This is a genomic window from Geoglobus acetivorans, assembly GCF_039641995.1.
GTDB classification, from domain to species: Archaea; Halobacteriota; Archaeoglobi; order Archaeoglobales; family Archaeoglobaceae; genus Geoglobus; species Geoglobus acetivorans.
Window position 1 is genome coordinate 1,622,412 of the sequence record NZ_CP087714.1, and the last position, 25,135, is coordinate 1,647,546.

General features: G+C 45.7%; 42 protein-coding genes. 25 read left to right on the plus strand and 17 right to left on the minus strand.

What is annotated here, in order from left to right:
- From LPQ35_RS09420 to LPQ35_RS09435, 4 genes are read left to right on the plus strand one after another with little or no spacing between them, the layout of a single operon-like run.
- Complete coding sequence (locus LPQ35_RS09420) at window positions 1–180, plus strand: 30S ribosomal protein S27ae (protein WP_048093648.1); 180 nt, start codon at window positions 1–3, stop codon at window positions 178–180.
- Window positions 177–1,145 (plus strand): bifunctional N(6)-L-threonylcarbamoyladenine synthase/serine/threonine protein kinase, encoded by a 969-nt coding sequence (locus LPQ35_RS09425; protein ID WP_193807463.1) that lies wholly within the window; start codon window positions 177–179, stop codon window positions 1,143–1,145. Before LPQ35_RS09420 ends, LPQ35_RS09425 begins: the two co-directional genes overlap by 4 nt.
- Window positions 1,142–1,729: a Kae1-associated kinase Bud32 gene (locus LPQ35_RS09430; RefSeq protein WP_193807461.1), complete on the plus strand. Its 588-nt coding sequence runs from the start codon at window positions 1,142–1,144 to the stop codon at window positions 1,727–1,729. The genes LPQ35_RS09425 and LPQ35_RS09430 overlap by 4 nt, the downstream gene beginning before the upstream one ends.
- Window positions 1,730–1,759: 30 nt before the next feature.
- Window positions 1,760–3,130, plus strand: coding sequence for a flippase activity-associated protein Agl23 (locus LPQ35_RS09435; RefSeq protein ID WP_193807458.1), 1,371 nt, complete (start codon window positions 1,760–1,762; stop codon window positions 3,128–3,130).
- On the opposite strand, the gene LPQ35_RS09440 is transcribed toward LPQ35_RS09435, so the two are convergent.
- The gene (locus tag LPQ35_RS09440) at window positions 3,116–3,667 is read right to left on the minus strand and encodes a TATA-box-binding protein (protein WP_048091533.1); all 552 of its coding nucleotides are present in this window, start codon (window positions 3,665–3,667) and stop codon (window positions 3,116–3,118) included. The genes LPQ35_RS09435 and LPQ35_RS09440 overlap by 15 nt on opposite strands.
- Window positions 3,668–3,749: 82 nt before the next feature.
- Between LPQ35_RS09440 and LPQ35_RS09445 the strand changes: the two genes are divergently transcribed.
- The gene (locus LPQ35_RS09445; RefSeq protein ID WP_193807456.1) at window positions 3,750–5,354 is read left to right on the plus strand and encodes an amino acid permease; all 1,605 of its coding nucleotides are present in this window, start codon (window positions 3,750–3,752) and stop codon (window positions 5,352–5,354) included.
- Here LPQ35_RS09445 and LPQ35_RS09450 read toward each other — a convergent pair whose 3' ends face one another.
- Window positions 5,355–5,534 (minus strand): hypothetical protein, encoded by a 180-nt coding sequence (locus tag LPQ35_RS09450; protein WP_148305925.1) that lies wholly within the window; start codon window positions 5,532–5,534, stop codon window positions 5,355–5,357.
- Window positions 5,535–5,710: 176 nt separating this feature from the next.
- Window positions 5,711–5,881 (minus strand): hypothetical protein, encoded by a 171-nt coding sequence (locus LPQ35_RS09455; protein WP_193807453.1) that lies wholly within the window; start codon window positions 5,879–5,881, stop codon window positions 5,711–5,713.
- A gap of 222 nt (window positions 5,882–6,103) precedes the next feature.
- Here LPQ35_RS09455 and LPQ35_RS09460 point away from each other — a divergent pair, with 222 nt between their 5' ends.
- A complete protein-coding gene (locus tag LPQ35_RS09460) occupies window positions 6,104–6,673 on the plus strand; it encodes a methyltransferase domain-containing protein (protein WP_203218967.1) in 570 nt (189 codons plus the stop codon).
- Window positions 6,674–7,365: 692 nt separating this feature from the next.
- Here LPQ35_RS09460 and LPQ35_RS09465 read toward each other — a convergent pair.
- The 7 genes from LPQ35_RS09465 to LPQ35_RS09495 are packed head-to-tail and all read right to left on the minus strand — an operon-like array spanning window position 7,366 to window position 13,597.
- Window positions 7,366–8,298 (minus strand): 3-keto-5-aminohexanoate cleavage protein, encoded by a 933-nt coding sequence (locus LPQ35_RS09465; protein WP_193807449.1) that lies wholly within the window; start codon window positions 8,296–8,298, stop codon window positions 7,366–7,368.
- A gap of 3 nt (window positions 8,299–8,301) precedes the next feature.
- Window positions 8,302–9,084 (minus strand): cyclase family protein, encoded by a 783-nt coding sequence (locus LPQ35_RS09470; protein ID WP_193807447.1) that lies wholly within the window; start codon window positions 9,082–9,084, stop codon window positions 8,302–8,304.
- A gap of 4 nt (window positions 9,085–9,088) precedes the next feature.
- On the minus strand, window positions 9,089–10,024 hold the full coding sequence (locus tag LPQ35_RS09475) for an ABC transporter permease subunit (RefSeq protein ID WP_203218966.1): 936 nt from the start codon (window positions 10,022–10,024) through the stop codon (window positions 9,089–9,091).
- On the minus strand, window positions 10,014–10,709 hold the full coding sequence (locus tag LPQ35_RS09480) for an ATP-binding cassette domain-containing protein (protein ID WP_193807445.1): 696 nt from the start codon (window positions 10,707–10,709) through the stop codon (window positions 10,014–10,016). Before LPQ35_RS09480 ends, LPQ35_RS09475 begins: the two co-directional genes overlap by 11 nt.
- Entirely contained in the window at window positions 10,702–11,448 is a 747-nt protein-coding gene (locus LPQ35_RS09485) for an ATP-binding cassette domain-containing protein (RefSeq protein ID WP_193807443.1), read from the minus strand. Before LPQ35_RS09485 ends, LPQ35_RS09480 begins: the two co-directional genes overlap by 8 nt.
- Before the next feature lies 1 nt (window position 11,449).
- Window positions 11,450–12,325: an ABC transporter permease subunit gene (locus LPQ35_RS09490; protein ID WP_193807441.1), complete on the minus strand. Its 876-nt coding sequence runs from the start codon at window positions 12,323–12,325 to the stop codon at window positions 11,450–11,452.
- Window positions 12,326–12,331: 6 nt separating this feature from the next.
- Window positions 12,332–13,597: an ABC transporter substrate-binding protein gene (locus LPQ35_RS09495; protein WP_203218965.1), complete on the minus strand. Its 1,266-nt coding sequence runs from the start codon at window positions 13,595–13,597 to the stop codon at window positions 12,332–12,334.
- Between the two features lie 154 nt (window positions 13,598–13,751).
- On the opposite strand from LPQ35_RS09495, the gene LPQ35_RS09500 reads away from it, so the two are divergent.
- On the plus strand, window positions 13,752–14,306 hold the full coding sequence (locus tag LPQ35_RS09500) for a hypothetical protein (protein WP_193807439.1): 555 nt from the start codon (window positions 13,752–13,754) through the stop codon (window positions 14,304–14,306).
- A 174-nt stretch (window positions 14,307–14,480) separates the two neighbouring features.
- On the opposite strand, the gene LPQ35_RS09505 is transcribed toward LPQ35_RS09500, so the two are convergent.
- Window positions 14,481–14,765, minus strand: coding sequence for a hypothetical protein (locus LPQ35_RS09505; RefSeq protein ID WP_193807438.1), 285 nt, complete (start codon window positions 14,763–14,765; stop codon window positions 14,481–14,483).
- On the opposite strand from LPQ35_RS09505, the gene LPQ35_RS09510 reads away from it, so the two are divergent.
- Window positions 14,765–15,226 (plus strand): YgjP-like metallopeptidase domain-containing protein, encoded by a 462-nt coding sequence (locus LPQ35_RS09510; protein ID WP_193807437.1) that lies wholly within the window; start codon window positions 14,765–14,767, stop codon window positions 15,224–15,226. The two genes, LPQ35_RS09505 and LPQ35_RS09510, sit on opposite strands and share 1 nt — an antisense overlap.
- Before the next feature lie 62 nt (window positions 15,227–15,288).
- A complete protein-coding gene (locus LPQ35_RS09515; RefSeq protein ID WP_193807436.1) occupies window positions 15,289–15,717 on the plus strand; it encodes a hypothetical protein in 429 nt (142 codons plus the stop codon).
- Window positions 15,718–16,151: 434 nt separating this feature from the next.
- On the opposite strand, the gene LPQ35_RS09520 is transcribed toward LPQ35_RS09515, so the two are convergent.
- The 6 genes from LPQ35_RS09520 to LPQ35_RS09545 form a co-directional block, all read right to left on the minus strand.
- Window positions 16,152–16,418, minus strand: coding sequence for a C2H2-type zinc finger protein (locus tag LPQ35_RS09520; RefSeq protein ID WP_193807435.1), 267 nt, complete (start codon window positions 16,416–16,418; stop codon window positions 16,152–16,154).
- Between the two features lie 123 nt (window positions 16,419–16,541).
- Window positions 16,542–16,730, minus strand: coding sequence for a type II toxin-antitoxin system CcdA family antitoxin (locus tag LPQ35_RS09525; RefSeq protein WP_193807434.1), 189 nt, complete (start codon window positions 16,728–16,730; stop codon window positions 16,542–16,544).
- Window positions 16,731–16,770: 40 nt separating this feature from the next.
- Window positions 16,771–17,847: a lamin tail domain-containing protein gene (locus LPQ35_RS09530; RefSeq protein WP_193807433.1), complete on the minus strand. Its 1,077-nt coding sequence runs from the start codon at window positions 17,845–17,847 to the stop codon at window positions 16,771–16,773.
- A 10-nt stretch (window positions 17,848–17,857) separates the two neighbouring features.
- On the minus strand, window positions 17,858–18,376 hold the full coding sequence (locus tag LPQ35_RS09535) for a hypothetical protein (RefSeq protein WP_193807432.1): 519 nt from the start codon (window positions 18,374–18,376) through the stop codon (window positions 17,858–17,860).
- Window positions 18,376–18,948 (minus strand): PH domain-containing protein, encoded by a 573-nt coding sequence (locus tag LPQ35_RS09540; protein ID WP_346297633.1) that lies wholly within the window; start codon window positions 18,946–18,948, stop codon window positions 18,376–18,378. Before LPQ35_RS09540 ends, LPQ35_RS09535 begins: the two co-directional genes overlap by 1 nt.
- A gap of 16 nt (window positions 18,949–18,964) precedes the next feature.
- Window positions 18,965–19,261, minus strand: coding sequence for a hypothetical protein (locus LPQ35_RS09545; RefSeq protein ID WP_193807431.1), 297 nt, complete (start codon window positions 19,259–19,261; stop codon window positions 18,965–18,967).
- A 53-nt stretch (window positions 19,262–19,314) separates the two neighbouring features.
- On the opposite strand from LPQ35_RS09545, the gene LPQ35_RS09550 reads away from it, so the two are divergent.
- The 16 genes from LPQ35_RS09550 to LPQ35_RS09625 all read left to right on the plus strand — a co-directional run bounded on the left by LPQ35_RS09550 (window position 19,315) and on the right by LPQ35_RS09625 (window position 25,135).
- Window positions 19,315–19,572 carry a hypothetical protein gene (locus tag LPQ35_RS09550; RefSeq protein WP_193807429.1) on the plus strand — a complete coding sequence of 86 codons (258 nt, stop codon included), beginning with the start codon at window positions 19,315–19,317 and terminating at the stop codon, window positions 19,570–19,572.
- Window positions 19,565–19,762, plus strand: coding sequence for a hypothetical protein (locus LPQ35_RS09555; RefSeq protein WP_193807428.1), 198 nt, complete (start codon window positions 19,565–19,567; stop codon window positions 19,760–19,762). The genes LPQ35_RS09550 and LPQ35_RS09555 overlap by 8 nt, the downstream gene beginning before the upstream one ends.
- Complete coding sequence (locus LPQ35_RS09560; RefSeq protein WP_193807427.1) at window positions 19,762–20,055, plus strand: hypothetical protein; 294 nt, start codon at window positions 19,762–19,764, stop codon at window positions 20,053–20,055. The genes LPQ35_RS09555 and LPQ35_RS09560 overlap by 1 nt, the downstream gene beginning before the upstream one ends.
- A complete protein-coding gene (locus tag LPQ35_RS09565; RefSeq protein WP_193807426.1) occupies window positions 20,052–20,234 on the plus strand; it encodes a hypothetical protein in 183 nt (60 codons plus the stop codon). Before LPQ35_RS09560 ends, LPQ35_RS09565 begins: the two co-directional genes overlap by 4 nt.
- A gap of 1 nt (window position 20,235) precedes the next feature.
- Complete coding sequence (locus LPQ35_RS09570; protein ID WP_193807425.1) at window positions 20,236–20,508, plus strand: hypothetical protein; 273 nt, start codon at window positions 20,236–20,238, stop codon at window positions 20,506–20,508.
- Window positions 20,505–21,071: a hypothetical protein gene (locus LPQ35_RS09575; RefSeq protein WP_193807424.1), complete on the plus strand. Its 567-nt coding sequence runs from the start codon at window positions 20,505–20,507 to the stop codon at window positions 21,069–21,071. Before LPQ35_RS09570 ends, LPQ35_RS09575 begins: the two co-directional genes overlap by 4 nt.
- Window positions 21,068–21,253: a hypothetical protein gene (locus LPQ35_RS09580; RefSeq protein WP_193807423.1), complete on the plus strand. Its 186-nt coding sequence runs from the start codon at window positions 21,068–21,070 to the stop codon at window positions 21,251–21,253. The genes LPQ35_RS09575 and LPQ35_RS09580 overlap by 4 nt, the downstream gene beginning before the upstream one ends.
- Entirely contained in the window at window positions 21,250–21,987 is a 738-nt protein-coding gene (locus LPQ35_RS09585) for a DNA polymerase sliding clamp (protein WP_193807422.1), read from the plus strand. Before LPQ35_RS09580 ends, LPQ35_RS09585 begins: the two co-directional genes overlap by 4 nt.
- Complete coding sequence (locus LPQ35_RS09590; RefSeq protein ID WP_193807421.1) at window positions 21,987–22,232, plus strand: hypothetical protein; 246 nt, start codon at window positions 21,987–21,989, stop codon at window positions 22,230–22,232. The genes LPQ35_RS09585 and LPQ35_RS09590 overlap by 1 nt, the downstream gene beginning before the upstream one ends.
- A 1-nt stretch (window position 22,233) precedes the next feature.
- Window positions 22,234–22,764 carry a hypothetical protein gene (locus LPQ35_RS09595; RefSeq protein WP_193807419.1) on the plus strand — a complete coding sequence of 177 codons (531 nt, stop codon included), beginning with the start codon at window positions 22,234–22,236 and terminating at the stop codon, window positions 22,762–22,764.
- Window positions 22,761–23,354: a hypothetical protein gene (locus tag LPQ35_RS09600; protein WP_193807416.1), complete on the plus strand. Its 594-nt coding sequence runs from the start codon at window positions 22,761–22,763 to the stop codon at window positions 23,352–23,354. The genes LPQ35_RS09595 and LPQ35_RS09600 overlap by 4 nt, the downstream gene beginning before the upstream one ends.
- A gap of 136 nt (window positions 23,355–23,490) precedes the next feature.
- Complete coding sequence (locus LPQ35_RS09605; RefSeq protein ID WP_193807414.1) at window positions 23,491–23,700, plus strand: hypothetical protein; 210 nt, start codon at window positions 23,491–23,493, stop codon at window positions 23,698–23,700.
- Between the two features lie 3 nt (window positions 23,701–23,703).
- Entirely contained in the window at window positions 23,704–23,880 is a 177-nt protein-coding gene (locus LPQ35_RS09610) for a hypothetical protein (RefSeq protein WP_346297634.1), read from the plus strand.
- Entirely contained in the window at window positions 23,880–24,191 is a 312-nt protein-coding gene (locus LPQ35_RS09615; RefSeq protein WP_193807412.1) for a nucleotide modification associated domain-containing protein, read from the plus strand. Before LPQ35_RS09610 ends, LPQ35_RS09615 begins: the two co-directional genes overlap by 1 nt.
- Window positions 24,184–24,426 (plus strand): hypothetical protein, encoded by a 243-nt coding sequence (locus tag LPQ35_RS09620; RefSeq protein ID WP_193807411.1) that lies wholly within the window; start codon window positions 24,184–24,186, stop codon window positions 24,424–24,426. Before LPQ35_RS09615 ends, LPQ35_RS09620 begins: the two co-directional genes overlap by 8 nt.
- Window positions 24,427–24,640: 214 nt before the next feature.
- A complete protein-coding gene (locus LPQ35_RS09625; protein WP_346297635.1) occupies window positions 24,641–25,135 on the plus strand; it encodes a hypothetical protein in 495 nt (164 codons plus the stop codon).

A 25,135-nucleotide genomic window follows, 5' to 3' on the forward strand; every position in this document is an offset into this window, starting at 1 on the left:
ATGGCAAAAGGTGGATCCAATAAGGGAGAGGTCCTGGTGTCAAAGTTCTATGAGGTCAAAGGAGACAAGGTTGTCAGGACGAGAAAATTCTGCCCGAGGTGCGGAGAGGGCGTATTCCTGGCAGAGCACAAGGACAGAAGGACATGCGGTAAGTGTGGATATACTGAATTCAAGAAATGATCTCCCTCGGGATAGAAAGCACGGCCTGGAATTTCAGCGTTGGAGTTGTCGATGAAAACGACGTAATTGCTCTGGAAAGCGACGCATACCGCCCCAAGGAGGGCGGAATTCACCCGAGGGAGGCTGCGCAGCACCATTCCGAGATAGCTGGAAGTGTTCTCAGAAAAGTGTTTGAGAATGTCACGCCTGACGAGATAGATGTTGTTTCTTTTTCCCAGGGCCCCGGAATGGGGCCTTGTTTAAGAATCGGTGCCACGGTCGCGAGAGCCCTGGCGTTAAAACTCGAAAAACCTATTGTTGGAGTAAACCACTGTCTCGCCCATGTTGAAATAGGCAGATGGAAGACAGAAGCCAGGGATCCGGTAACGCTCTATGTAAGCGGTGGAAACAGCCAGGTCATCGCAAAGAAGGGCAACAGGTACAGGGTGTTCGGTGAAACGCTTGACATAGGCATCGGGAATGCGATAGACAAATTCGCCAGATACATCGGCCTTCCGCACCCCGGAGGGCCGGAGATTGAGAAGCTCGCCCGGAGAGGGAAGAGATACATAGAGATGCCGTATTCGGTGAAGGGCATGGACTTTTCTTTCAGCGGCCTCGTTACCCAGGCGATGAAGCTTGCCGACAGCGGACATGCTGTGGAGGACATCGCATACAGCTTTCAGGAAACTGCATTTGCCATGCTCGTTGAGGTTACTGAGAGGGCGATGGCATACCTCGAGAAGGATGAGTGCCTCCTTGTCGGTGGTGTCGCGGCAAACGAGCGGCTCAGGGAAATGCTATCTTTGATGTGCGAGGACAGGGGAGCGAGCTTTTACACACCCCCCAAAAAATATGCAGGCGACAACGGAGCCATGATAGCCTATGCGGGTCTTCTCATGTTCGCCAGCGGAATAGCGCACAGGATCGAAGAAACGACCATAAATCCTGACTTCAGAATCGAGGAGGTCGAGGTTCTGTGGTGAAGGTTTACAGGGGTGGGGAGGCAGAGGTTCGCATTTATGATGACCGCGTCGAAAAGGTCAGAGTTCCCAAGAGGTACAGGGTCAGGGAGCTGGATGAGAGCATAAGGAAGAGGAGAACAATCACGGAGGCGAGGATAATCTCCTCGGCGAGAAGGGCGGGGGTTCCAACGCCGATAATTCTGGATGTTGAGGGCAACAAAATCGTTATGGAGAAAATTGACGGACTGCCCGCAAAGTTTGCGATGAACGAGGATCTGTGCAGGATGGTTGGAAAATGCGTGGCCAGGCTCCACTCTGCGGGGATCATTCACGGCGATTTGACTCCGATGAACCTGATTCTGAAGGGAGAGAGGGTTTATTTCATCGACTTTGGCCTCTCTTTCTACGATGAAAGGCTTGAGGCGAAGGGCGTAGACATTCACGTCTTTCACGAGGCTCTGAAGGCTGAATTTGACGAGTGGAAAAAGCTGTGGGATGCTTTCCTTGAAGGGTACCGGGATTACGAAAAGTTTGATCTCGTTCTCGAAAGGTTCGAGGAGATTCAGCTCAGGGGAAGGTATGTTGAGAAGGACGAAGCCGAATAATTTATTATTCCTCGGCCAGATTTACATCCAATGAGGAAAGAAGTGGTCATTGCCCTGCTGATCCTTGCCGTGGCTACGAGGTTCTACGCTCTTGATGCAAGGCCGATGGATCATGATGAGAGCATTCACGCATATCTGAGCTATGTTCTGCTGAAAGATCACACTTACAGCTACGATCCGGCATATCACGGGCCTTTCCTGTATTTCACAACTGCCGGGATTTTTGGACTGCTGGGTGATTCCAAGTTCACGGCCAGACTCGTTCCGGTGCTGTTTTCGATAATTGCGGTTTTCGTGGCGCTCAGGTTTGAGAACTTCTTCAGAAACTCGTATGTATTCGCCCTCATCCTTCTCCTCTCTCCGTCGATACTCTACTACTCGAGGTACACGAGAAATGACCTGATAGTGCTTTCGAGCTTCATCATTGCAGTTTACAGCTACTTCAGCTACAGGAATTCACAAAAACCTGTTTACATCTATCTGGCAACAATATTCTCTGCAGTGATGGTGTGCGCGAAGGAAAACGGTTATCTGTACCTCGGCACGTTGGTGTCTTTTATAGTTTTTTACAGAATTTACAGAAGGGACTTTTCGGTAAGCAGGAGGTTCTTAAAGCACTTTGCCGTTTCTCTGGTCATTGCAGGCTTCATCTTCTCGGCGCTGTACTCTGCAGGTTTTTCCGATCCTGAGGGGCTGAAAAGGGCGACTATAGATTCGTTCGCCCACTGGTTCAAGATGCACAAGACAAACGACCACTGGAAGCCAATATGGTACTACTCAAAGCTCATCTTTGAGTATGAGTTTCTGCCACTCGGTATGGCCCTCGCTGGAATTCCTGTGTTTGTTCGCAGGTTCAGGGAACGCAAAACGACTGAAATAGAGCTGTTTGCATTCTACTGGCTGATAACTGCATTTACAATCTACCACGTCCTGAGCCACAAGGTGCCGTGGCTCCTTGTCCATCTCACAGCTCCAATGGCATTTTTCGGTGCAATCTATGCCCATTACCTGAACAGAAAAACGGGGAGGGCGGTTTTCGTCGCGGCCCTGATTGCCACGGTTGCGGTGTCCGGATACCTCACCTACGTTGACAATGTGAATACGAAGCACGACCTGATATATATTCAGGCACAGCCCGACGTGGAGAAACTGGCTGAGAGGATAATCAGTGAGGGTAAGAAGACCCTGATTTTCGTGCCGGGGAATGACTACTGGCCACTGCCATGGTATCTGAGACATTACAGCGCTGGTTTCTCTCCAAGCTACTATGGTGGATATGAGGTGGTGATCTCAACCGGGGATTACACGGAATTCCTTAAAGAAAAAGGGTATGTGAGGGATGGGAAGTACACCATCCGGCCAGGACATGACGTTTACTGGTTCGAGCTACATCAGTCCTAAGCTGGTAAGCTCCTCGGCGATCCTCTCAACGGCCTTTCTTGCATCCTCGGGGTTCTTTCCCCCGGTAACAACCATTTTTCCCGAACCGAAGATGAGGACGACGACACGCGGGTCTCTCAGCCTGTAAACAAGTCCAGGAAACTGTTCTGGCTCATATTCGATATTCTCAAGCCCCAGACCGATTGCGATTGCGTTGAGGTTCAGATCCACACCGAGGTCTGCCGATGCGACGATATTCTGCACTTTCACATCCGGATCCTCGAACACGGGGATTCCGAAGCTTCCTATTATCTTCACGACCTGTTTTACCGCTCTTCTCGCATCCTCAACACTCTTGCTCCCGGTGCACACCACCTTGCCACTTCTGAAAACGAGAGCCGCAGCTTTTGGCTCCTTTATCCTCAAAACCAGCCCCGGAAACTGCTTTGGTTTGTATTCGGCATCTTTCACTTCTCTTGCTATTTTGTTAAGGTCAATATTCTCTCCAATCTGGGTAGAAGCAACAACGTTCTCGATTTTAATTTTATAATCGACCATATTTAAAGAGGTTTATAAACCATATATATAGGTTTGCATGAAGTCAGTTTAAGGTCGACTGTGTGCCGAGGGTGAGAGTGGGATGAAGGACAGGATCGGGTTCAGGGAGGCCTTCAGCATAGGCGTTGGAGGGATGATAGGGGGAGGGATTTTCGCCGTTCTTGGTTTGAGCGTTGAGCTATCGAGGGGTGCCGCCCCGCTCGCGTTTCTTCTTGCGGGCATCGTGGCACTGACGACGGCATACTCGTATGCGAAGCTCTCGGTCAGGTATCCGAGCAGAGGGGGGACAATAGAATACTTGGTAAAGGCTTACGGCACAGGCGTGCTTTCAGGTGGACTGAACGTTCTCCTTCTTTCGAGCTACGTGGTCATGATCTCCCTCTACGCCTACGCTTTCGGCAGCTACGCATCCAGCATATTCACGGAGAGCACGGTTCTGAAGCACATCTTCATAACCGCCGTAATAGCTGCGTTTGTGCTGATCAACGCCTACGGTGCGGTTGTGAGTGGTGAAGCTGAAGATCTGCTCGTTGGGTTCAAGCTCGCAGTTCTGCTCATCGTTGCAGGCTCCGGACTGATGTTCATGGACTGGCGGAGGCTCTCTCCTGCTGAGTGGCCGGACGGGATCACTGTCGTTGCAGGAGGAATGATAATCTTCCTCGCATACGAGGGCTTCGAGCTGATAGCCAACACGGCACAGGACGTCGAGAATCCGAAAATACTGCCGAAGGTGTTCTTTTCTGCAGTTCTGGTTGTGATTTTCGTCTACTTCATGATAGCACTTGTTACCGTTGGAACGCTGCCCTTAGAGACCATAGTGAGGGAGAGGGATTATGCGCTGTCTGCTGTTGCAAAGCCTGCCCTCGGAAACCTGGGCTTCTGGCTCGTCACGTTTGCAGCTCTCGCCTCGACAGGCTCGGCAATAAACGCCACTCTCTACGGGACTGCAAGAGCGAGTTACATGGTTGCAAAATACGGGCAGCTACCGGAGGCGATGGAGAGAAAGGTCTGGAGGGAGGCGTTTGAGGGGCTGATCCTGGTGGGGCTGCTTTCAGCAGTTCTTGCGAACACTGCAAGTCTGGAATCAATATCCATTGCGGGAAGCGGGGGATTCCTGATAATCTTTCTGGCCGTTAACCTCGCGGCATACAGGCTGAGGAGGGAGACCGGAGCACACCCTGCCATTACTGTTGCCGGAGTTTTCCTGACCTCGGTGGCCCTTGCCGTTCTGCTTTACCGGATGGCAGCTTATTCCCCCCAGAACCTTGAGGTCCTTGCAGCGCTGGTTGCCGGCTCGTTCATGATTGAAGCCGCCTACAGATCTGTGACCGGCAGGACGCTGGGACATTACGTCGACGTCCTCTTCAAGAGGTGGGAGGAGAATATACGAAACTGGGAAGTGTGGATAGACGGGGCTGTGAGCAGAATTGTCCAGAAATTTGAGGATGCGGAGGTCTATCTGGTTGGCAGTGTGGCGAGGGGGGAACTGCACAGGGCCTGTGATGTTGACCTGCTAGTCATAACGAGCAGGGTGCCCGATGCTGAAGAGAGAAGGAGGATCGAGGAAGACGTCAGGAAAGAACTCAGCAGACAGCATCCGCTGCACATACACTTTGTCAGCTCTGAAGAGAAGGAGGAGGCTCTCAGAAGAGCAGGGAAATGCAGAAAGATAGATGTGAAGAGGTGACTATTCCTTCTTCCTGAATATCTTTCCTATTTCTATGTCCCAGCTCCTTCTGGCGTATTCTCTTCCGAGACTCTTCCTGTAATTTGCCCTGAGCTGGTTTTCAGCCATTCTGTCGAGAAGCTCATCGAATTCGTCCGGGACGTCCTTACCCTCCGCCTTATCCCGTTTTTCCCGGTTCACATATTCTGTATGCTCCGGGAAAATAAGAAGCTTCCGGAGTAGTTCAGCTCTTCGGGGCATTATCACAGAAATCCCGGGTTGGATCCACCCTCTGTCGAGCTCCTTCAAATCCCGTTTTTGCAATCCCGAAAACGTTTTCATCGCCTTTAAGCTGCAATCCTGTTTTCTGTTGCTTTCTACCCACGGAATCCTGAAAGCGTGGCCATCGTAATGCCCTTTCCAATATCGAGCATGAGCACTTTTTCTTGCGAGCCTGTCAGGAAACTCTTCAGCTTATCCTCTCTCTTCATCGCCGGATGAGGGAGGACCATTACGGCATCAGTGATGGAATTCGCCTTCTCATCCATCGTGAATCCTGTGTGTATGCTTACTATCAGAGATAAGATGGGGGTGAACGGAGCGACGCTTTATATTCTGCAATGCGGCTGTAAGGGCTTGCAGTAGGCAGAACTGCGACCACCCCGCAAACTTTACATATTTCCCGCGTGTCACACGCCACGAGCCAAAGAGTGGTGATTGGTGTGGATAACGGGGATTATTTTGACCGGGTAGCCCGTCGGTGGGATGAGATGCGTAAGAGCTTCTTTTCGGAGACGGTCAGGGAAAAGGCTCTGTCGGTAGCAGGTGTGGAGAAAGGCAGGACTGCAGCCGACATTGGAGCCGGCACGGGCTTTATTACTGAGGGGCTGGTTCGCAAAGGCCTGCGGGTAATCGCCGTTGACAGGTCTGAGGTGATGCTGGCTGAGATGAAGAAGAAGTTCGGGGGTTTCCAGGTCGATTACTGTGTTGGGGATGCGGAAAAGCTCCCCATCCCGGATGAAGCTGTTGACTATGTTTTTGCCAACATGTGCCTCCATCATGTGGAATCTCCCCCGAAGGCGATAAAGGAGATGGTGCGGATTCTCAAGTCGGGGGGTAGGCTGGTGGTTACGGACCTGGACGAACACTCCTTCGAGTTTCTGAGGGAAGAGCATCACGACAGGTGGATGGGTTTCAGGAGAGAGGACATCGAGAGGTGGTTCAGGGAGGCTGGGCTCGGAAACGTGAGTGTGGAGTGTGCGGGCGAGGACTGCTGTGCCCAATCCTGTTGCGGAGAGTATGCCAGAGTCAGCATATTTGTGGCTTCGGGTGAGAAATGAGTGTTGATTTGCAAATCCCTGATGGCACTTCGCAGACGTGCAAACTCCTAGCTTGGAAATGTTGTGCTGTATGAATGTGAAATGTGCGACAGTTCCAGTCTCTTCACAAACTCATCAAACGGCTCAAATAACGAAAAGCTATGCGGGGGGTGAGACCCTGTCACAAATTTACCGGTAAAATATCGAAGTAAATACACTAAACCCGCCAAGAGTGATTATCCACGACCTTCTCCCAGAATTGTGAAAATGAGATATCCTAATAATTGTTTCGTGCAAGCCTTTCGAAATAGAACCGATGCCAATATGTGGTTATTCCAATTATTGGAGCGCACCTGTTAGGTTAACCACTTGATTTTCCCCTTCGTTAGCTTTCTCAAAGTAGTTGGATGTTGGGTCGTGCAATAATTTAGGGATACTTCACATTCCACTTGTATGGTTTAAACCCATATGATGTCATCTCTGCATATCAGAAAAGACATCCTAAAATTCCACCACAAAGGAAACAAAGCAATATAAAACCATAAACTTATGTAGGTATAAGCTCCCTCTGGGTGAAAGTATGCAAATCTCATTGGTAGCCTGCCGAGCAAGCTATACAAGTTCAGAGAAAAGAAAGCGTTGTTATAGTTTAGCTGAAAAGCGATTTGGTGAAAAACTTAAAAATAAAATTTTGGCTAAATTATTATACTTACTTAAAAGTTTGCCTTATCTTTGCCTTTGAGACCGAGAATCTTTCTCGCCTCGTCCGGAGTAGCGGGCTCTCTACCTAACTCTCTGGCGATTCTAGCCATTTTCTTAACCAGTTCTGCATTGCTTTTGGCAAGTCTTCCCTTTTCGAGGTACAAGTTATCCTCCATCCCTACGCGGACATGTCCGCCCATTATGGCTCCAACCGTACATAGCCTGAACTCGTTCCTTCCAGCGCCAATAACTGACCAAGTGTAGTTATCTCCGAAAAACCTATCGGCCGTCCGCTTCATATGAATCATATCATCAATGTGGGTTCCTATCCCGCCAAGAATACCATGGACAAATTGCATATGGACTGGCATCTTTATAACTCCTGTTTGAACTAAGAAGGCAGCATTGTATATGTGCCCGACATCGTAGCACTCAAGTTCTGGCTTGGTTTCATTCTCATAGAATACTTTAGCCACCACTTCTAAATCCTTAAAGGTATTTCTGAAAACAAAATCCTTGGACATTTCCAAGTACTCTTTCTCCCAGTCATACTTGAACTCCTTGTATTTCCGGAGCATATGATGCAGTGAAAAATTCATGGAACCCATATTGAATGATGCCATTTCTGGTTTTAGTTCCGGTACAATGCGGATTCGCTCCTCTACACTCATTCCTATCCCACCACCTGTGGTTGGGCATATAACAACGTCACTTCTATCTTTGATGGCGGACAGGATTTCTCTGAAAATTTCCACGTTGGCTGTAGGCATTCCGGTTTTGGGATCTCTGGCGTGGACATGGACTACTGCTGCCCCAGCTTCAGCTGCCCTAACTGCCTCCTCAACAATCTGCTCAGGGGTCGTGGGGAGGTAAGGAGACATAGTTGGTGTGTGAATCGACCCTGTAACAGCACAGGTTATGATAATTTTATCTTCAAGCGACATCCTTCACACCTCCTCCTCAAATATCGCCACAACCCTCGCCGGCCCAGCACTCGCTTTATATATCTTGAAAGGGAATGCCGCGACCTTGAATCCATACGGTTTAGGTAGTTTGTCTAGATTCGCCAGCTTTTCTATGTGTAGATACTCCTTTTCAATACCTACGAAATGGGCAGGCCAGATATATCTTCCATCCCCAGTCCGCTTGTAGTCTTCAGCCATTGCTTTGAAAGAACGATCTAGGCTGTAAGCATCTATTCCGATAAGTTTTACACCCTGCTCAACTATCCACTTGACAGCATCATACGTTAGCCCGGGGTGATTAAAATACTCGGGGCTCCCAACTTTTTTGTCCCAGCCGGTCATGATTAGTACTATATCTCCTGGCTTTAGCGTGTAGTTTATTTTTCTCAGCGCATCTTTTACGTCCTCCTCCGTTATCGCCTCTCCTGGCCTCTTATGGCGAAAGTCGAGAACGACTCCGTCTCCATAGAAGTACTCCAGTGGAATTTCGTCAATCGTCCTTGCTCTCTTACCCTCTGAAACCGGTGCATAGTGCCAAGGTGCATCTACATGGGTTCCTGCATGTGTTATCATGTGGAGTTCCTCTACAGCCCACCCAAGCCCTTTACTGTAAATCAAATCGTCAAGGTTCACATCAAAGAACTTCTTCATCTCTACTGCCCCCTGCTGGTGAGCTCTATAGACGATGTGGGGCCTGAACCCCTCTGGATCTGCCGGATCGTCGTCCAACAGCGTGTGGCTCAAATCAAAAATCTTTTTTCCCATTTTTTCACCTCCTATAACTTCCTAATTTCGAAATAAAACCTGAAAATCCTTCTTTCATGTATTTGGAGACAAGAAGAATGCTTATGCCTAAAACTATAAGATAGACGTGGCTGGCAATTCTGATGAGTTGCTCTGAAAGGAAAATTATAAGAGCAGCAGCGAGAATTGCCCCAAGGAAATTTCCAGTGCCTCCCAGCAAACCGATGACCAGAACCTGTATGGAGATCATGGGGTTAAAAACCAGATCTGGGTCGATATACGACAGATACCAAGCTGCAAACGATCCTGTAATGCCTTGGAGAACTGAAGCGGCTGTGAAAAAAGCTATCTTGTACTTCAATGTTTCAACACCGAAAACCCTTGCCAATTCTTCATCTTCTCTTATGAAATCGATAATAACTCTGTATCTGTGAAATGTAGTTGTGTAGAATAATATTCCTGCAAAAGCGAGTAAAATCGAAAAGATGGCAATTGCCTGAAGTGCAGAAAGGGGGTTTGGAATAATTTTTCCGACAAAACCTGAGTAGTTTATCTCAGAATACATGAATATTTGCCTTAATGCTTCAGAAGCAGCAAATGTTGCGAATATGAAAAATATGCCAGCCAATCTCATTGTCACATAACCAACAATGGCTGCTATCAGGGCTATAATAGGTATGGAGATGACTATGGCGGCCAGATAAGGCATTCCAACGTAGAATTTTATGATGTATGTGAAAAAGTATGCTCCTGCTCCGTAGAATGCAGCGCTGCCCAGTGACACGTACCCCATCTTCAGAACCACCACCCATGCCATCGCCATTACTGCGTAAATTAGGAAATGAACGGTAATCCGCTGATATGATGGGGGAAGAGTCAAGGAAATGATGAATACAATTACGGGTACGGCTAAATACGGTATTAATCCCCTGATAAATTCGTTGAGTCTATTAAATGCCAAAATAAACCCTCCTTACCTCTTCTATTTTCTCAAGCTCTTCGACTCCACCACTAAACATGAACTGATGGTTTAAAACGAAGTACACTTTGTCGAAATGCTCCTTAAAGTTCAGAACAGCAGAAATTCCCTGCTCGGAGATTATGATGGTTCTGCCGGTCTCTTTTATCTCCAATAGAGTAGAATATATAGCTTCCACAACCTTTGGAGCTAGGCCCAGCGAGGGCTCATCCAGAAGTAAGATTCTGGGATTTGTAGCAAGCCCTCTAGCAATCGCAAGCATTCTTTGCTCTCCACCACTTAAAGTTCCTGCCATTTGCCCTTTCCTGTCTTTTAGTACTGGAAATAGTTTGAAAATATTCTCGAGTATCTCATGCCTTTTTTTTCTCGGAATTCCGGCAATATGAAACCCGAGTTTCAGGTTCTCTTCAACTGTCATCTCTGGAAAGTTGGCTTTGCCCTCAGGAACAAGAACAACTCCTTTTCTAATTATTTCAGGTGCTTTAAGCTGGGAGATGTCTTCATCATCGAGAATTACACTGCATATTGCTGGTCGTATGGCCCCCGAGATAATCTTTAAAAACGTAGATTTACCACCCCCATTTGGACCAATTATTGCAACAAGAGTGTTATCTTCGGCAATGAACTGATAATGAGAAGTATAACTGCAAGATGTGACACTAAGCAATGGTCTCACCCCCCAAGCCACGAATTTTCCCAAGATATGCCTCTATCACCTCATTATTCCTCAAGATCTCATCAGGGGCACCTTCAGCAATCTTGTTCCCCCAATTCAAAACAACAATTCTGTCGACTTCCACAAGTCTGAACATCGCCCTCAAAACGTGCTCTATCCAGAATACTGTAATTTCCAACTCGTTTCTGAGCATATTTATGAGATTTGCAAGCCTGCTCTGCTCTTTTTCCATTAGCCCCGCCATAATTTCATCAAGCAATACTAGTTTTGGATTGGCTGCAATAGCTCTGGCAAGTTCTAGAAGCCTTTTTTCACCATCTTTCAATTTGGAAACGGGTGTTTGTGCTCTGTCTTTTAACCCGACAATCTCCAGTGCTTCAATGGCAGCATCACTTGCTATGTGGTAGTTCATTTTAAAATGCGGTAGGGATGCGATCATTGTGTTTTCGAGAACATTGAGACTATCGATAACTCTTACTTCTTGGAAAGTTCTGGTAATTCCGGAAAGGGATATCACTTCTGGCTGCAGCCCTTCAATTCGTTTCCCGCTGAATATGACGGCTCCACTATCTGGCTTGATCAAACCGCTCACAATGTTGAAGAGTGTGGTTTTTCCACTACCGTTTGGACCAATAAGACCAACTATTTCGTCCTTTTCAATAGAAAGGGATACGTTATTGAGAGCTTTTATTCCTCCGAAGTTTTTGGAAATATTTTTGATTTCTAACATCTTAACCCCTCCCGAGAAGACCTTTTGGTCGGAGAACAAGAATGGCGACAAGGAGAGAGTACACGATGAATAAGTTGAGGCTGGGACCAATGGTATAACCTATCAATACATCAAGCAGGCCAAGAACCAATCCACCAACAAGGCTACCAAGAGGGTTACCAACACCTCCAATAACTGTAATAACAAAAGCGAGAATTACGTAGGTAACACCCATAAACGGACTAATCTCAACGATCACGCTTATTAATACCCCGGAGATACCCGCAATTGCAGAAGAAAGGATAAATGACATGGCAAAAATTGATTTGATGTTGAGACCGAGAACCGCTGCGAGATCTGGATCTTGAATTACACTCCGCATCGAGATTCCGAAATCTGTTTTGAAAAGCAAAATATACAATATAGTAACAAGCAGGGCAGCAATGATCATAACGATAAGCCTGTTGAGCGTTACTGTTACCGCACCGATTGGAACAACATTGTCGAAATACGTATAAGCTTTAGATTGTGCAGACCAAAAAAGTGTCATAAACCCCTGAAGCGTTATGGACAGACCAAATGTTATTATGACTCCCCAGACCTCTATATACTCTACGTTTCTCGTCTCTAACAGGGGTTTGAATAATAATAAATAGATGGGATAACTTATGGCTGCGAGAATCGCACCAGCGAAAAGCATTGTTATGGGGGGTGGGATAGAGTAGAGAGTATAAAACCAAAAGGCTATGTAACCCCCAAGAGCAATGAGTTCTCCATAAGCTACGTTTATAATCCTTGTTGAGCTATAGAGCAGATTGAATCCCAAAGAGATGAGCGTATAAACTAAGCCTAGCTGGATGGTTGAAAAAACGATATAAAAAAATGTAGAGGAGTCCATAATTCATCACCGAGGCCATTGTGGTTTTGGATATTCGAGGTCTGCTAAAGGCAAGTTTGCGGGTTCGAGATTTGGATAAATTCCCCTCAATACGTAAACTGGTCTTAATTCTCCCTTTTGCCACTGTTCTAGAACTATGAGTGATTTGGTATTTACTTGGTTTTCGAATTTAACCTCTCCGAATGGTGTGGAGAAGGTTTCGCTGGCAAGAACTTTCTGTATCTTTACCGGATCAAGAGAGCCTGCTTTCTCGATCGCCTGTTGAAGAGTTATAGCACTTAGCCATGCAAGCCCAAGAGCGTGAGATGGCGGATTGTGCCCGTATTTTTGGACATATAGGTCATAAAGCTCCTTAGCTTCCGGATAGAAGTCTGGATGCCAGTTGTTGATGGCAATTATTCCTTCTTTCGTTGCGTCATCGAATTTTTGTTCGAAAGCAAGGATTTGCCCGCCAACACCGAGCATAAATATTTTCGGATTGATGTTGAGCTCTTTCATCTGAGCAGTAACAAGCATTGCATCCGCTGGATAAGAATGGACTATCACGACATCAGGATTCGTTTCCTTTACCTTTAATAGCAGACCCTTCAAATCTTTGGTTCCAAACGGATAACCCTCGAAGACAACAACTTCTCCAATCCCTCGCTCTTCGATAAACTTCTTGTTCCACTTGGCGTTTGCTACGGTAAAGTCTGACTGTACATACAGTATAGCGATTTTGTTTACATCTTCCTTGAACTGCTCGACAAACATAGTATACGCCAAAGCAGAGGTTTGAGGCGTGGGCCAAGTGAAAAACATATACTTGGTTCCTAGCTCGTTTATCTTGTTGATATCGACTCCAGCTGTATTTCCTACAACAGGTATCTTGTATTTCTCTATAACAGGAACTATGCCGAGGTGTATGAACGTTCCCCATGGGGCCAATAGCAAATCGACTTTGTCTTCCAGAATGAGCTTTTCATACAGACTTTTAGCTCTTGCGGGTTCAGAAGCATCGTCGTAGTATACAAACTCAACTGGTAACTTCTTTCCATACTCGGGAATGTAAATTCCACCTTTGCTGTTAACCCATTCCCTCCATACTTCATATGCTCGATATTGCTCTGTTCCGGCTCCAGCTCCAGGGCCAGAGAGAGATACAGTAAATCCAATTTTTATACTCTCTTTTGTTGGCTTTTGCGGAGTTTGTGTGGTTTGTTGGGTACATTCCATGGCTACTACTACTGCCAATAGGGCCAAAACTAATACCAGCAGAAATCTTTTATCCAATATGCGCACCTCCTTTTGTATGTCTGTCCATTGATACTCTTTATTAGGGTGTTAATATTCTTAATCAATAAACATGTGAAATCTACCGTCATCATTCTCATTTGTATGTAATGTTATGGAAAGGTTTAAGATGATAGAAGTGTGGCTATTAATTATGGAAAAACAAGTGAGGTTGGGCACGTACATTTCTAAAGAAACATACAATATGCTCCGCGACTTAACTGAAGAATATGGAACTCAATCGAGAGTTATTGATGTAGCATTAAAGCTTCTTTACGAAATTCACCGTAGAAATCTGAATGCCAAAAAAATAATTACAAGGGAGAGTCTGATTGAAAACTTTGATTGTGTTGTTATAACTCGAAGCAATTTGGAGAACTTCATAAGAAAAGAACCAGAAAAATTCTACGAGGAAGACTTCATAGATGCAATGGTTCGCTTTACATTAAATGTTGATGTTGAAAAGGCCCAGATCTTTGATCTAGTTAGAGTTTTGGATGATATTTATGTAAAAGCAGCGAAATGGTTCAGCAACATTATTGTGGATGAAAAGAACGATGGTTACGAGATGACATTTACTCACATATCTGATTTAAATTATAGCAACTTCTTTGCCACATACTTCAAAAACTTCCTCACCAGATTTGGATATATAATTACAGGAGAAAGTATTTCCAGCAAGTTCTTTTCCATTGCTGTGAAAGCTTGAGAATTAGGTTTTCAGTAAATTTTAATTTCACAATTCACATAAGATTTTGACGAGAAAAAACAATAATACCAGTCATTGGGATTCCTCACCTAGAGTATTACCTTTTTAGCTTAAATACAACCTTTACTGACCCCTGCAGCGGATTTTGATTAGTACATTAGGGCCCTTACCAAACTAACCCTTAGCCAGCCTCTGCAACACCTTCTTTTCTCTAAAACCCATTGCAACAACCACGCCAACCAAAAGGACATTCAAAGCTGCGAACTTATAGACTGATCCTATTGTGTAGCGGTGCAATTTCTGCAATCCGAGTGATTTGGCCGGCTTGAACACATCCTCAATAGTTGATCTCTTCGACTTGAAACTCTGCCAGTTTTTAAGCAAACTCATCAATCTTTTCTTCAAACCCTTAAACAGCTTCGTCTCATTCTTCAACTTCTTGGAATCAAAAATACTCAATGGGTAGCTCAGCAATCCGTTTAATCTTTCAACATCAAAGTTGCTTCGATGATAAAATCGTAATTTCTATTCCAGATGGAAGAAATCCATACGTTTACTTAAGAAACTGGATTAAAGGAGAGCTCAGAAGGAAACTTGAGGAGTATCTCAGCGAATATTCATCTCTCATGAACGTCCGCTTCAACAGATTCTTTATCAAGGCTCACAAAAGCAAGTGGGGTAGCTGCTCTGCAAGGAAAAACCTGAACTTCAACATCAAACTTGCTGCTCTGCCTGAGGAGCTTGTTAAATACGTGGTTGTACACGAGCTAACCCATCTGATTGAAAGAAAGCACAACAGATACTTCTGGCTGAAGGTTTCCAGATTCTGCCCAGATTACAATGAAAAAGAGAAGATGCTTGCCAAATACTGGTTTGTGGTTCATAGCAACAAACTCTGGCTTAAACTGCTTGAGAAGTAGTAGGTACTACTAAAGTCCGAGAAAAACGTTGATATATCTCTTCTGACTGAAATATGGCTGTTATGTCAAGAAGAGGAATCCTTGATAGATATTTGAGGGTAAAAAGGGAAAAGGGTTTGATGGCTGCACTCGACCAGCTTGATAGAGATAAGGATTTGCTTTCAAGGTCAACATATTACTGGGTAAGAAAGAAGTTGGCTGGAGATGGGCCAGCAATATATCAAATTGACGAAGAGACTGCAGTGGAAGTACACTCCAAGGAGATTGCCGAAGCTCTTGATGTTGTCTCTGCAACCACAGTAAAGGCGATTCTCGACCACTTGAAAGAATTGGAAAAAGATGGAGTGGATATCAAATTACATCTCAGGGAAAATTACTGGATTTACGAGCTAATTGAGAACATGGCACTGAATGGAGCTCTTGCTGCGTTTGAGTATCTTGGCTATGTGAAGTACGTGTCAATGGAAGAGATAAATCAGCTGAACGAGTGAATGTCCAAAAATTGAGTCCAGCAACTTTCTAAACTGCCTGAGTTATTTTCCAATTGGATTCCAAAGAATGTCCAAATTATTTCCAGAGCTGTGAGTCGGGATTTTCTGAATAAACCATCCAGCATTTTCACCTTATGGCACTTTCTTTATTTTTGCACTCAGCACTTTCTGTAGGTTGTTTAATTGGTGTTCAAATTTGTTCAGCAAGTTTCCAGAATCATTCCGAAGAATTACAATTTCGGTCCAATGAGAGTTAGACTACTGAAAATTCTCAAAGTATCTAAGCTGTTTAAAACATTCTGTGTAGAGTTCAGCTCGCCCAAGCCTGAAGATCTCAATCTGAGAAAGTCTCTTTTGACAGTACCAGCAGTAGATTTGAAGCGATAAACGACTCAATATTCCGAACAACCTTAACTTCAAAATACTAACTGTTTTCATTTTACCTTTTCCACCCTGTAGGATTTCACCAAGCCCAACAATCTCATTGCTTTAACAGCTCCAAGAAAGACATGTGGGTTGTTTGTTTTAAATTCTCTGAGTACTTGATATGCCTTCTCACTTACAGTAACCATAAACCTGTAGCCTTGAACCTCGAATTCAGAGTTCCAGAACATTGAGGGTTTTAGTGGGCAGGATTTCTGATGAGCTCTTAAGGCTTGTCTGTTCTTGAACCATTTTTTGCAATACAGACATTGTCTCATCACAAAATCTCTGGAGTCAGTAATATATTACAATTTCTGATGAAAAAGCTTGGATTGAGAAAAGAAGAAACTGTGACAGTAGTAGGTGCTACTAAAGATAGAAAAACTTAAAGAAATCGCAAATTAATGCGGGGGGCGGGATTTGAACCCGCGGACCCCTCCGGGACAGGGTCTTAAGGCTGAATTCAAATCTTCCAATTCCCCATTTAGCGCCTTGATTATAGCCCATTCCAGTAACTGAGATAGGTTGAATTTTCGTTTAGCTTTTTCGATAAGCTCAGCGTCAACATAGAGCGAAGTTCTCTTCTTCATTTTTTAACACCACGAAATTATTTATATAAACAAATGTAGATCACCAGCTGTAGCTATCAACAAGATTTCCAGTCGAATCATAGAGATATGCAGTATCCCCACCATTGTTCCATATCGCTCTGCCATATCCCCAGTAGAGTTTTCCTGTACTGTCGACACCATTGCCGCTGTAGATGTAGAGCGTTTCTCCGGAGTTCATGGTATAAGGTGGGAATACGTATTTGTGACCTGCATCATCCTCAAGAACCCACCCTGCAAGATTCACAGAGCTGGAACACGAGTTCTTCAGAACAACATACTCTCCGTTCGGATTTTCGTTGTCATTACCAGGAGCGTCGTAATTGACATTGAGAATGTAAACACAGGTTCCAGAAGTTGAGGTTTCAGTCGGGGCTGGAGTGGGTGTGGTAACTGCACAAGCTCCCCACAAACCGACACCGTTACTAATCGCAGAATCCTGATAGCTGACGTATTCGCTTTCTTTCTCAAACGTTCCCTCAACATACACTCTCGCATATCCCTGCTTCACGAGTTCGGCTGTGAAGTCCGTATTCTCGTCCGGGTAATAGACATAGGTAAGAAGTCTTCCGTAGTATCCCCTCATCCCTGCCAGAGAGTCGAACTCAATCCAGACATACTTTCCATAAAGCTTCTGGGTGAATTGTTTTGCATTCTGCCCCCATTGAGCGAGACATTCAAGATCTGTTATGTCACCATATTCTCCAGCCTTGTTTTTGCTTGCCGTAGTCTCAGGGGTGTCAACACCGAGCATTCTCACTCTCTCAACCGTTCCATCAGGAAGTTTGACATCAATCGTATCGCCATCTATAACATCCACAACCAGAACTTTGTATTTCACACCATATTCAAATTCAAACGGTGTTGGGGTTGTAGTGGGCTGCATTGGGGTTGGAGATGGTGTGGCTTGCGGTGTCTCCATTGGAGTGTTGGTCATCATTGGAGTTGGCGTCATTGCTGGAGTAGGTGTGGACGTTGGGCTGTGCATCGGGGTAACTGTTGGCGTGGGTGTCGGTGTTGGCCCGACTTCCTCGACCTCTCCAGAACATCCTGCAAAAAGCAGGGCAAGCAGGATTGTGATAAGAACGAACTTCCGCAATCAAACCACCTTAACTAAATATATAGCTCTCAACCCAGCCAATAATTTCGTTTGCCTTATCTTCAGATAACCCATAAGTAAGTGAGATCTCTTTTAAAATCGTATTCCTGTCAAAATCAAGCTCAAAATACATTCTCTGCACGTCAATCATTATCTGTCTGAGTGTTTCTTTGTCAATCTCTTCCTCAATGTGTTCAATCTCATCAACTTTCTTGATCTCAGCTTCAAGCAGTATCAGCTCATATTTGACTTTATCGAGAATCAGATCAACGTATTCTTCAGCAATCCCGAACACGTCAACAATGTATTCTCTGACCTCGTCAAGCTGGACTGGGTGAATCTCAGATTCAAAGAGAAGCTTTGCAATTCTGGAGACGAGTTCCTCTTCATCGATGATCTCTTCAATCACTGCGTTTTTCAGAACATACGTGTAAAACTCCCCAAAATCATCGAACCATCTACGTTCAACATATCTGACCCTGATGTTCATCCACTTGCGGGGTTTTGTGAGTGGGATAGGGAGGAACATTATATCTTCTCAAGGAGCTTCTGCTTCTTCGCCTCGTATTCCTCAGCGGTGATAATTCCAGCATCGAGAAGCTCCTTAAGTTTCTTGAGCTGTTCAATAGGATCCTCTGAAACCGATGCCGAGGTGGTGACTGGAGTTGTCACCTGCACAGATTTTGTTACAAGCTCTTTTGGCTTTCTAATTTCCCACTCTTCACCAATCAAACCCTTCTTTTTCTTAATGGTAACTGGCTCAACAGCGATCGCATTAAGAGCATCCCTTATAGCCACAATAGCATCCTGAGCCTCGCTTTTATCCATCCAGCTCAGCTTGATCTCATCTCCTTCCTCACTGTTGAGGATGAACTCGGCACCAATCTTTCCCTTCCGGTAATATGCAACTTCAAGCTTCTCATACGGGACAGCCTGAATATCGTATCTACCGAGGAGTTTCTGATCAAGATAAATTACTCTCCGGTTGGTAACTGCCAGAAACTTCGGTTTCAGCTCGGTTTTGAGCTTTTTCTTCACACAGTACAGAACCTCCTCCCCCGGATCAATAACTTCCAAAACCTCCTGTGGGACTTCAGACACATATAACACCCCCGAATTACTCAACCTCGCCCTCTCTTTCCTCAACCATCTGAGCGTTCCTTGTCCTCTCCTGGGCATCATCGGGAGGTCTTCTCAATTTGCCCTTCGCTTCGTAGTCCTTGTAGAGGTTGATCACTGCAATCTGCAAAAGCTGGGATATGGACTTGAAGTCGCCTGTGGACATGAGTTCTTCGAGAATTGCCCTTGTGTAGCCATCAAGCACCAATTGCGCTCTGTCTCCCCTGATCTCATATTTTTGCTTCTGTCTCATACCACATACACCATACATTACGCCATACTTTACGGCTCTCATACTGTATTCTATTACCAAAAAATTTAAATATTTTTATTACTCTATTACGTAACATGTTGTGTAATGAAGGATGTAATGAAAGCAACAACCTTCCAAGAGCAGGACGGAGATTGCAGGTTGTAATCACTGAAGCAGAATACGAGGCCTTCAAGGAGGCTCTGAAGAGATCTGGCAGATACCACAGCATGAGCGATGCACTCAGGGACTTCATCAGGGATTTCGTCGACGCACATGGCGTTACGCCTCGCTCGGCTGGTGTGGGTAAGGAAACTCCTGGGAATGTAGTGGAGGAGGTGAACAGCGATGCCTGACGAGCAGATTGTCAGACACGAACACTACAACTTCAGGGAGCAGGAGCTGAAAGTCACCCTGAAGAGAGGGACGAGGGGCGACTACGGCTGGGAGATCAGCTACAACGGCACGGACATCGAGGAGGTTCTTTCAAAGATTAAAGAGGCTGACGAGAAGCTGAGAGAGGCTTTTCTCGGAGGGGGAGAGTGATGCCATTCGCTCCAGTTCTCAAGAACGGGCTGGCAGTCATCAAGGTTGAAGCCAGAGAGGACATCCTTGAGAAACTGAAGCAGCTCAAACTCATCGAGGAGAGAGACGGGGAGTATTACCTGAGAAAAATCAGCAAATACAGGAGCAAAATTCTGAATCTGCTTGAAACAGAGAACCTGATGCTCACGATAACGATCAGGGACGGGTTCATTGTCTACTGTTTTGAAGATGACGTGGAGGCCTTCATGGCCGATGTTGACAGGCTTCTCGAAGAAGTGGAGGCGATATCATGATCTCAGTAAACTGTGCTGGTTGTTTTGAGGCTGGGTCCAACCTGGAGATCTTGACGGTGAAGAAACACAGGATGAGGCTGGATGACGCCAAAGAAATCATCGACGCCCTTGAAGGCATCGGCTACCACTTCTCACATTTTGAGGGTTCGTTGATGGTTTTCAAGAGAGGTGGGGAGTGAAATGATTCCATGCCCGTACTGTGAGGACAGAGAGTTCTCTACTCTCTACGGGCTTAAGAGACATGTAAATTCGGAACACACGGAGGTTTGCCCGGTCTGCAATGAGAAGTACAGGAATATCAAGAAGCACGCATACGAGATGGCTTACTGGGACAGAGACCACATGATTCTCTACGGTTTGCTCGGCAGGAAACACCAGAAGCTGAACGAGCTGCACAAGGAGTGCAGAGACATGGTGTATGAGCTGTTCTGCGGAGAGGTGTGTGGGGAATGACTCCCGTTGCAATTCCAATCGATGAGAAGTTCATCACGGATGCCTGCTATTACGCATTCAAAACCGTAACATGCTCTTTCGATAACGCAATGAAGCCCCGCTTTGGGAACGGTGGTCTGATAAAACACCTGATAGGCAAAATAGGTGAGACTGCTTTCTTCAGATTCTGCCTTGAAAACGGAATTGCTGTCAAGCACGCCCCATTCAGAAACGATTATTCGGAAATCAATGGAAATGACGACTTCATCATTAGCATCCTGGGCCACGACTTCAGGGTTGAGATAAAGACTGCAACCATAAGGAATCCGACGAACCCTGACGAAAAGCTCGTCCTCTTCTACAACCGGGACCAGTATAAGGCCCAGGAAGATCACGATTACATTGTTGTTTTTGCAGGAGTGAACAAGGAGGTTACCCAGATCGCCCTTCTCGGCTGGATCCATGCTTCAGAAATCAGGAACTTTAGCATCTGGACGAAGAACATGAAGGCTCCTGCATACGCAATCCCGCAGAGCAGGCTGAAGGACATGAAAAAGCTTGCCGATGCGGAGGTCTGGGGATGATTCTCCTGATCAGCTTTGCAGTCTTCTATCTCACTGTCGGTCTCCTGATTTATCTCGACTTCATCAACACGGAGAAATGGGCATTGACTGACAGAAAAGATTACGTGGCATATTTTTTGCTTATTGTGTTTTTCTGGCTAATAATTCTGATTTTAACACTTCTGGACGAGGTGAGAAAATGATAGAGGTTGAGCTGAATGGTGATGATCTGAAAAAGCTCGTTAAGGGTTTGAGCCTCCTCGTGACCGAGGCAAAGTGGCGCTTCAACGAGTATGGCCTGAAGGTCGTCGCTGTTGACCCTGCGAACGTTGCGATGATCATCACATCCATTCAGGCAGATAACTTTGACATCTACAGCATATCGGACGAGGAGGTCGTGATAGGGGTCGACATCAACAGAGTGAATGAAATCACGAAGAATATCCCCCGGGGAGAGACTGTCTCCATAACGGCAGATGTGGCCACGCTCAAAATAGGGTTTGGGAAGCTCGAGTACAGTGTCGCACTGATAGATCCAGCTGCGGTAAGGAAAGCTCCGAAGGTGCCAAATCTGGACTTCAAAGCTGAGGTCGTTCTCGATCCAGCTGAGTTCAAGAGAGCTATTGAGCTGGCTGTGAAGATCTCCGAGCATGCGGTTCTCGAGGTGAAGGACGGCGAGTTCGTGATCTCAGCCGAAGGCGACATCGAATCGATCCAGATCAGGTTTGACGGTAGCAATCTGATCAGTCTTGAGGGTGGCAATGCGAGGAGCATGTTCGGTGCTGAGTACCTGCAGATGTTCTCGAAGGTTGCCGACAAAGACGACGAGCTGCACATCCACCTCGGGACAGATTTCCCCGGGAAGTTCAGCTTCGTCAGCGACTCCTGCAGGGTGGAGTACATTCTCGCCCCGAGGCTCGAGCAGGGGGTGTACTGATGACCTACGTTACCCTCAAGTCGGTTTCAGCAGAGGATGCACTGAACGGAAGGAAGATCAGGGCCAAACTCGAGGGCAATGGTTCTGCGAAGGTCACCATTACGATTCAGGCCGAGAAGAAGGAATACCTCAAGGAAATTCTGAAAACGCTGAAGAGAGGTGCAGTTTTTGAGCTTAAGCTTGAGCTAATTGGCTCGCTTGACGATAAGACTCTCGACGATTTTTTGGATTTTAAGGAGGGGTAGTATGGAGGATAAGTTGAGTGAGCTGGTTATTGAGGAAAACAAGGAGGACAAGTTTGGATGCAACAGCTGCAAGTACTATGCTACAGCAAATCTGAATGGAGATAAGCAGGTATGCCTTGCGACGGGAGAGATAATCCCACTTGACTTCTTGGAAAGCTGCCCATTAAAAGATGAGCAGATACAGAAAGAGATCACACACGAAGAGATAACGAAGTACGGAGCGATGCTTGAAGAAGCAGTTCAAATCCTGCGAAAGATAAGTGACGAGCTGTCGAAAATCAGTTACTCCCTATCGAGAGAGGATCTTGAAGCATTAATTTATGGAAAAACAAAGTTGAGAAAGAGAGATATCAACGCTGTTCTCAACGCAATCGAGAGGGCGAAGAACGCAAACGAAGAGTACGCTCTCAGAAAGTTCATAGCGGCGATGGGGGAGGTCAGGCTCAGAGATGTTGTAACTGTTCTCGATGAGATTGAGAGACTGAACAGGAAATACGGCAGACAAAACAATGAGGGGGCTGATGAACAATGATCGTCAGGCTTGGCGATCTGGAGTTCGAAATTCTCAGCGAGAACGATGTCGTGCTGTTCGGAAAGCTCGTGAGAGTACTGAGAGAGGATGACGAAGGAGAGCCGTCATCGATTGTTAAGCCATCGGATAACAGAGATAAGAACCTCGAGGAGGTAGAGGAAAGAGAGGAGGAAGACAGAAAAGAGGAGGACTCGTCCGGATTCATCAACGCCGGATTCTTCAAATACATCGTGAAGGACAACATCCTGAAGATCCGAACTGCAAAGAAAACGAGGCAGTATGACTACGAGAAGGTCAGAAAGCTGTACGATTCTCTTCCGGAGGAGTCCACTTACGAGGATCTTCTCGATGCCGCAGCCAGAGTCGGACTGAAGATCATGAGATCCGATGCGTATGCGCTCATGCACTTCTTCTCACGTTACGTGGACTTCGATGCCGAGCTGATCCCCGGAGGGAGAGGACGAGGAAACAGAACCAGGCTCGTGAAGGTCGGCTCACAGGACACAAACAACCTCAGGAGCATGCTCGAGCTTGAGAAGAGCGTGATCGGGGTTACGAACAGTGAGGACGTGGAGGAGGTCGAGGGCTGATGGAGCTACTGATGCATAATTTCTCAGGAATTTCTTGCTCTCGATGTGGTGCTAAAATCAAGAAATACGAAGTCTACTATGCTAACGAGAAGAAAGAGCCACTTTGCTTGAATTGTGCCAAGGAGGTTGATGCCTAATGTACGCTGCATATTACTGTACTGAAAACTGTGATGGAAAACCTTGTATTGTTGTCTATCCAGAGGATGTTCCTCCAACTCCGAAAAGCTGTCTCATTGGTTCATCTAACGCAGAATGGGAACACTTGACAGGATTAAAGTCACTCGACAAGTTCGTAGATGAAGCTCTTGATAGAATTGATGAATTGATGAGTGACGAGGAGGTCTGAGCCATGCCAATCATTTACGATTCTTTTGTAGTTCCTGGAAACTGCAGAGGTTGCGGTACTAATACGAACTGGCACATCAACGGGGACTATCCGCTTTGTCCAAAGTGCATGCGTGAACTCGTATGTGAGGTCGAAAACCTGGTAGAGAGAGGATTTCTGAATTTTGATGGTGGTGCCTGATGACTAAGCTGATCTCAGAGCTTGGACAGATCTTTACAGAATGTCTCGAAATTGCACGGAAGAAGAACAGAGATTACGCCGGTAATCGCTCACCCTTCCACAATTTCATGCTCTGTGAGACTCTCGGAATCTGCAGCCTCGAGGAGGGAATACTGGTTAGGATGACCGATAAGATGTCGAGAATTGCCAACCTGCTCAAGAAAGAAGCTGATGTCAGGGAAGAATCGATAGAGGACACACTGAAGGACCTGATAAACTACTCGGCGATTCTGGTAGCATATCTCAGAACAAAGAGGGAGAACAATGATTGAGGTCATAAGAGTAACAGAACTCCAGAACAAGCGAAAATCAATAGAAGTAATCTGCCCGAAATGCGGAAATCCGGGAAGGCTCAGGATGTCGAGGGCAAACATCTTCGGAGACATCAAGTTCAGGGTTATACATGGGAGAGAATACAGGCAGAGAGTTTGCAGCTTCGGACTGAATTCTGAGGAGTACGATGGGCTTTATGAAGTCTTCATGTCTGTCAAGGGTGAAGAGATATGAAGTATGTTACGTTAACACACATGTTAACAGAGTTTGTTAACAACTTGTTTACATTGTTAACAAAATCTCCGAAGATATCCCATGAAGATGCCCATTTTAATTATGCTTCTGAGGTGATAAAAAACCAGGGAAATTATCTCAGAATTCCATTAAACAAGATTATAATTTAATTTAATCTATTTGGAAAATAAAAATTTAGGAGGGAGATAAAAATATGGTTAGTGTGGAGAAGGAGAAAAATCCAGAAAAATCCTCGCAGCAGTTAACACACACTCTCGCAGAATCTGTTAACAAAACAAAATCTGTTAACAAAATGTTAACAAAATCAGGATTCAAATCTGAACTTCAGAGAGTAAGAAGAGATCAGCTCGAAAAGCTCAATCTGATAGCAGATAAGTACAGCAGGAAGAGCTTTCCTGAGGTTATTGATCTGCTTCTCTTCTGCTATGACTTTCTTGAGGGAATTGCAGACAGGTATAATCTACCAGGGGTAGCTGCCACCACTGACTTCCTCGAGAAGTATCTGCCTAAAAGCGATTTTGAGATCATAAGCTCAGGGGTCATAAAGCTGCTTGACGATCTCGGAATTGATGGGAAAGATAGAGCAGTTCTGGAGCAGGAGATGATAAGCATCCTGAAGAACGTGAAGATTGACAGGAAGTCTGCTCTTGAGGTTCTGAAGCCTCTTCTGGTTATCGGGAGGAAATAG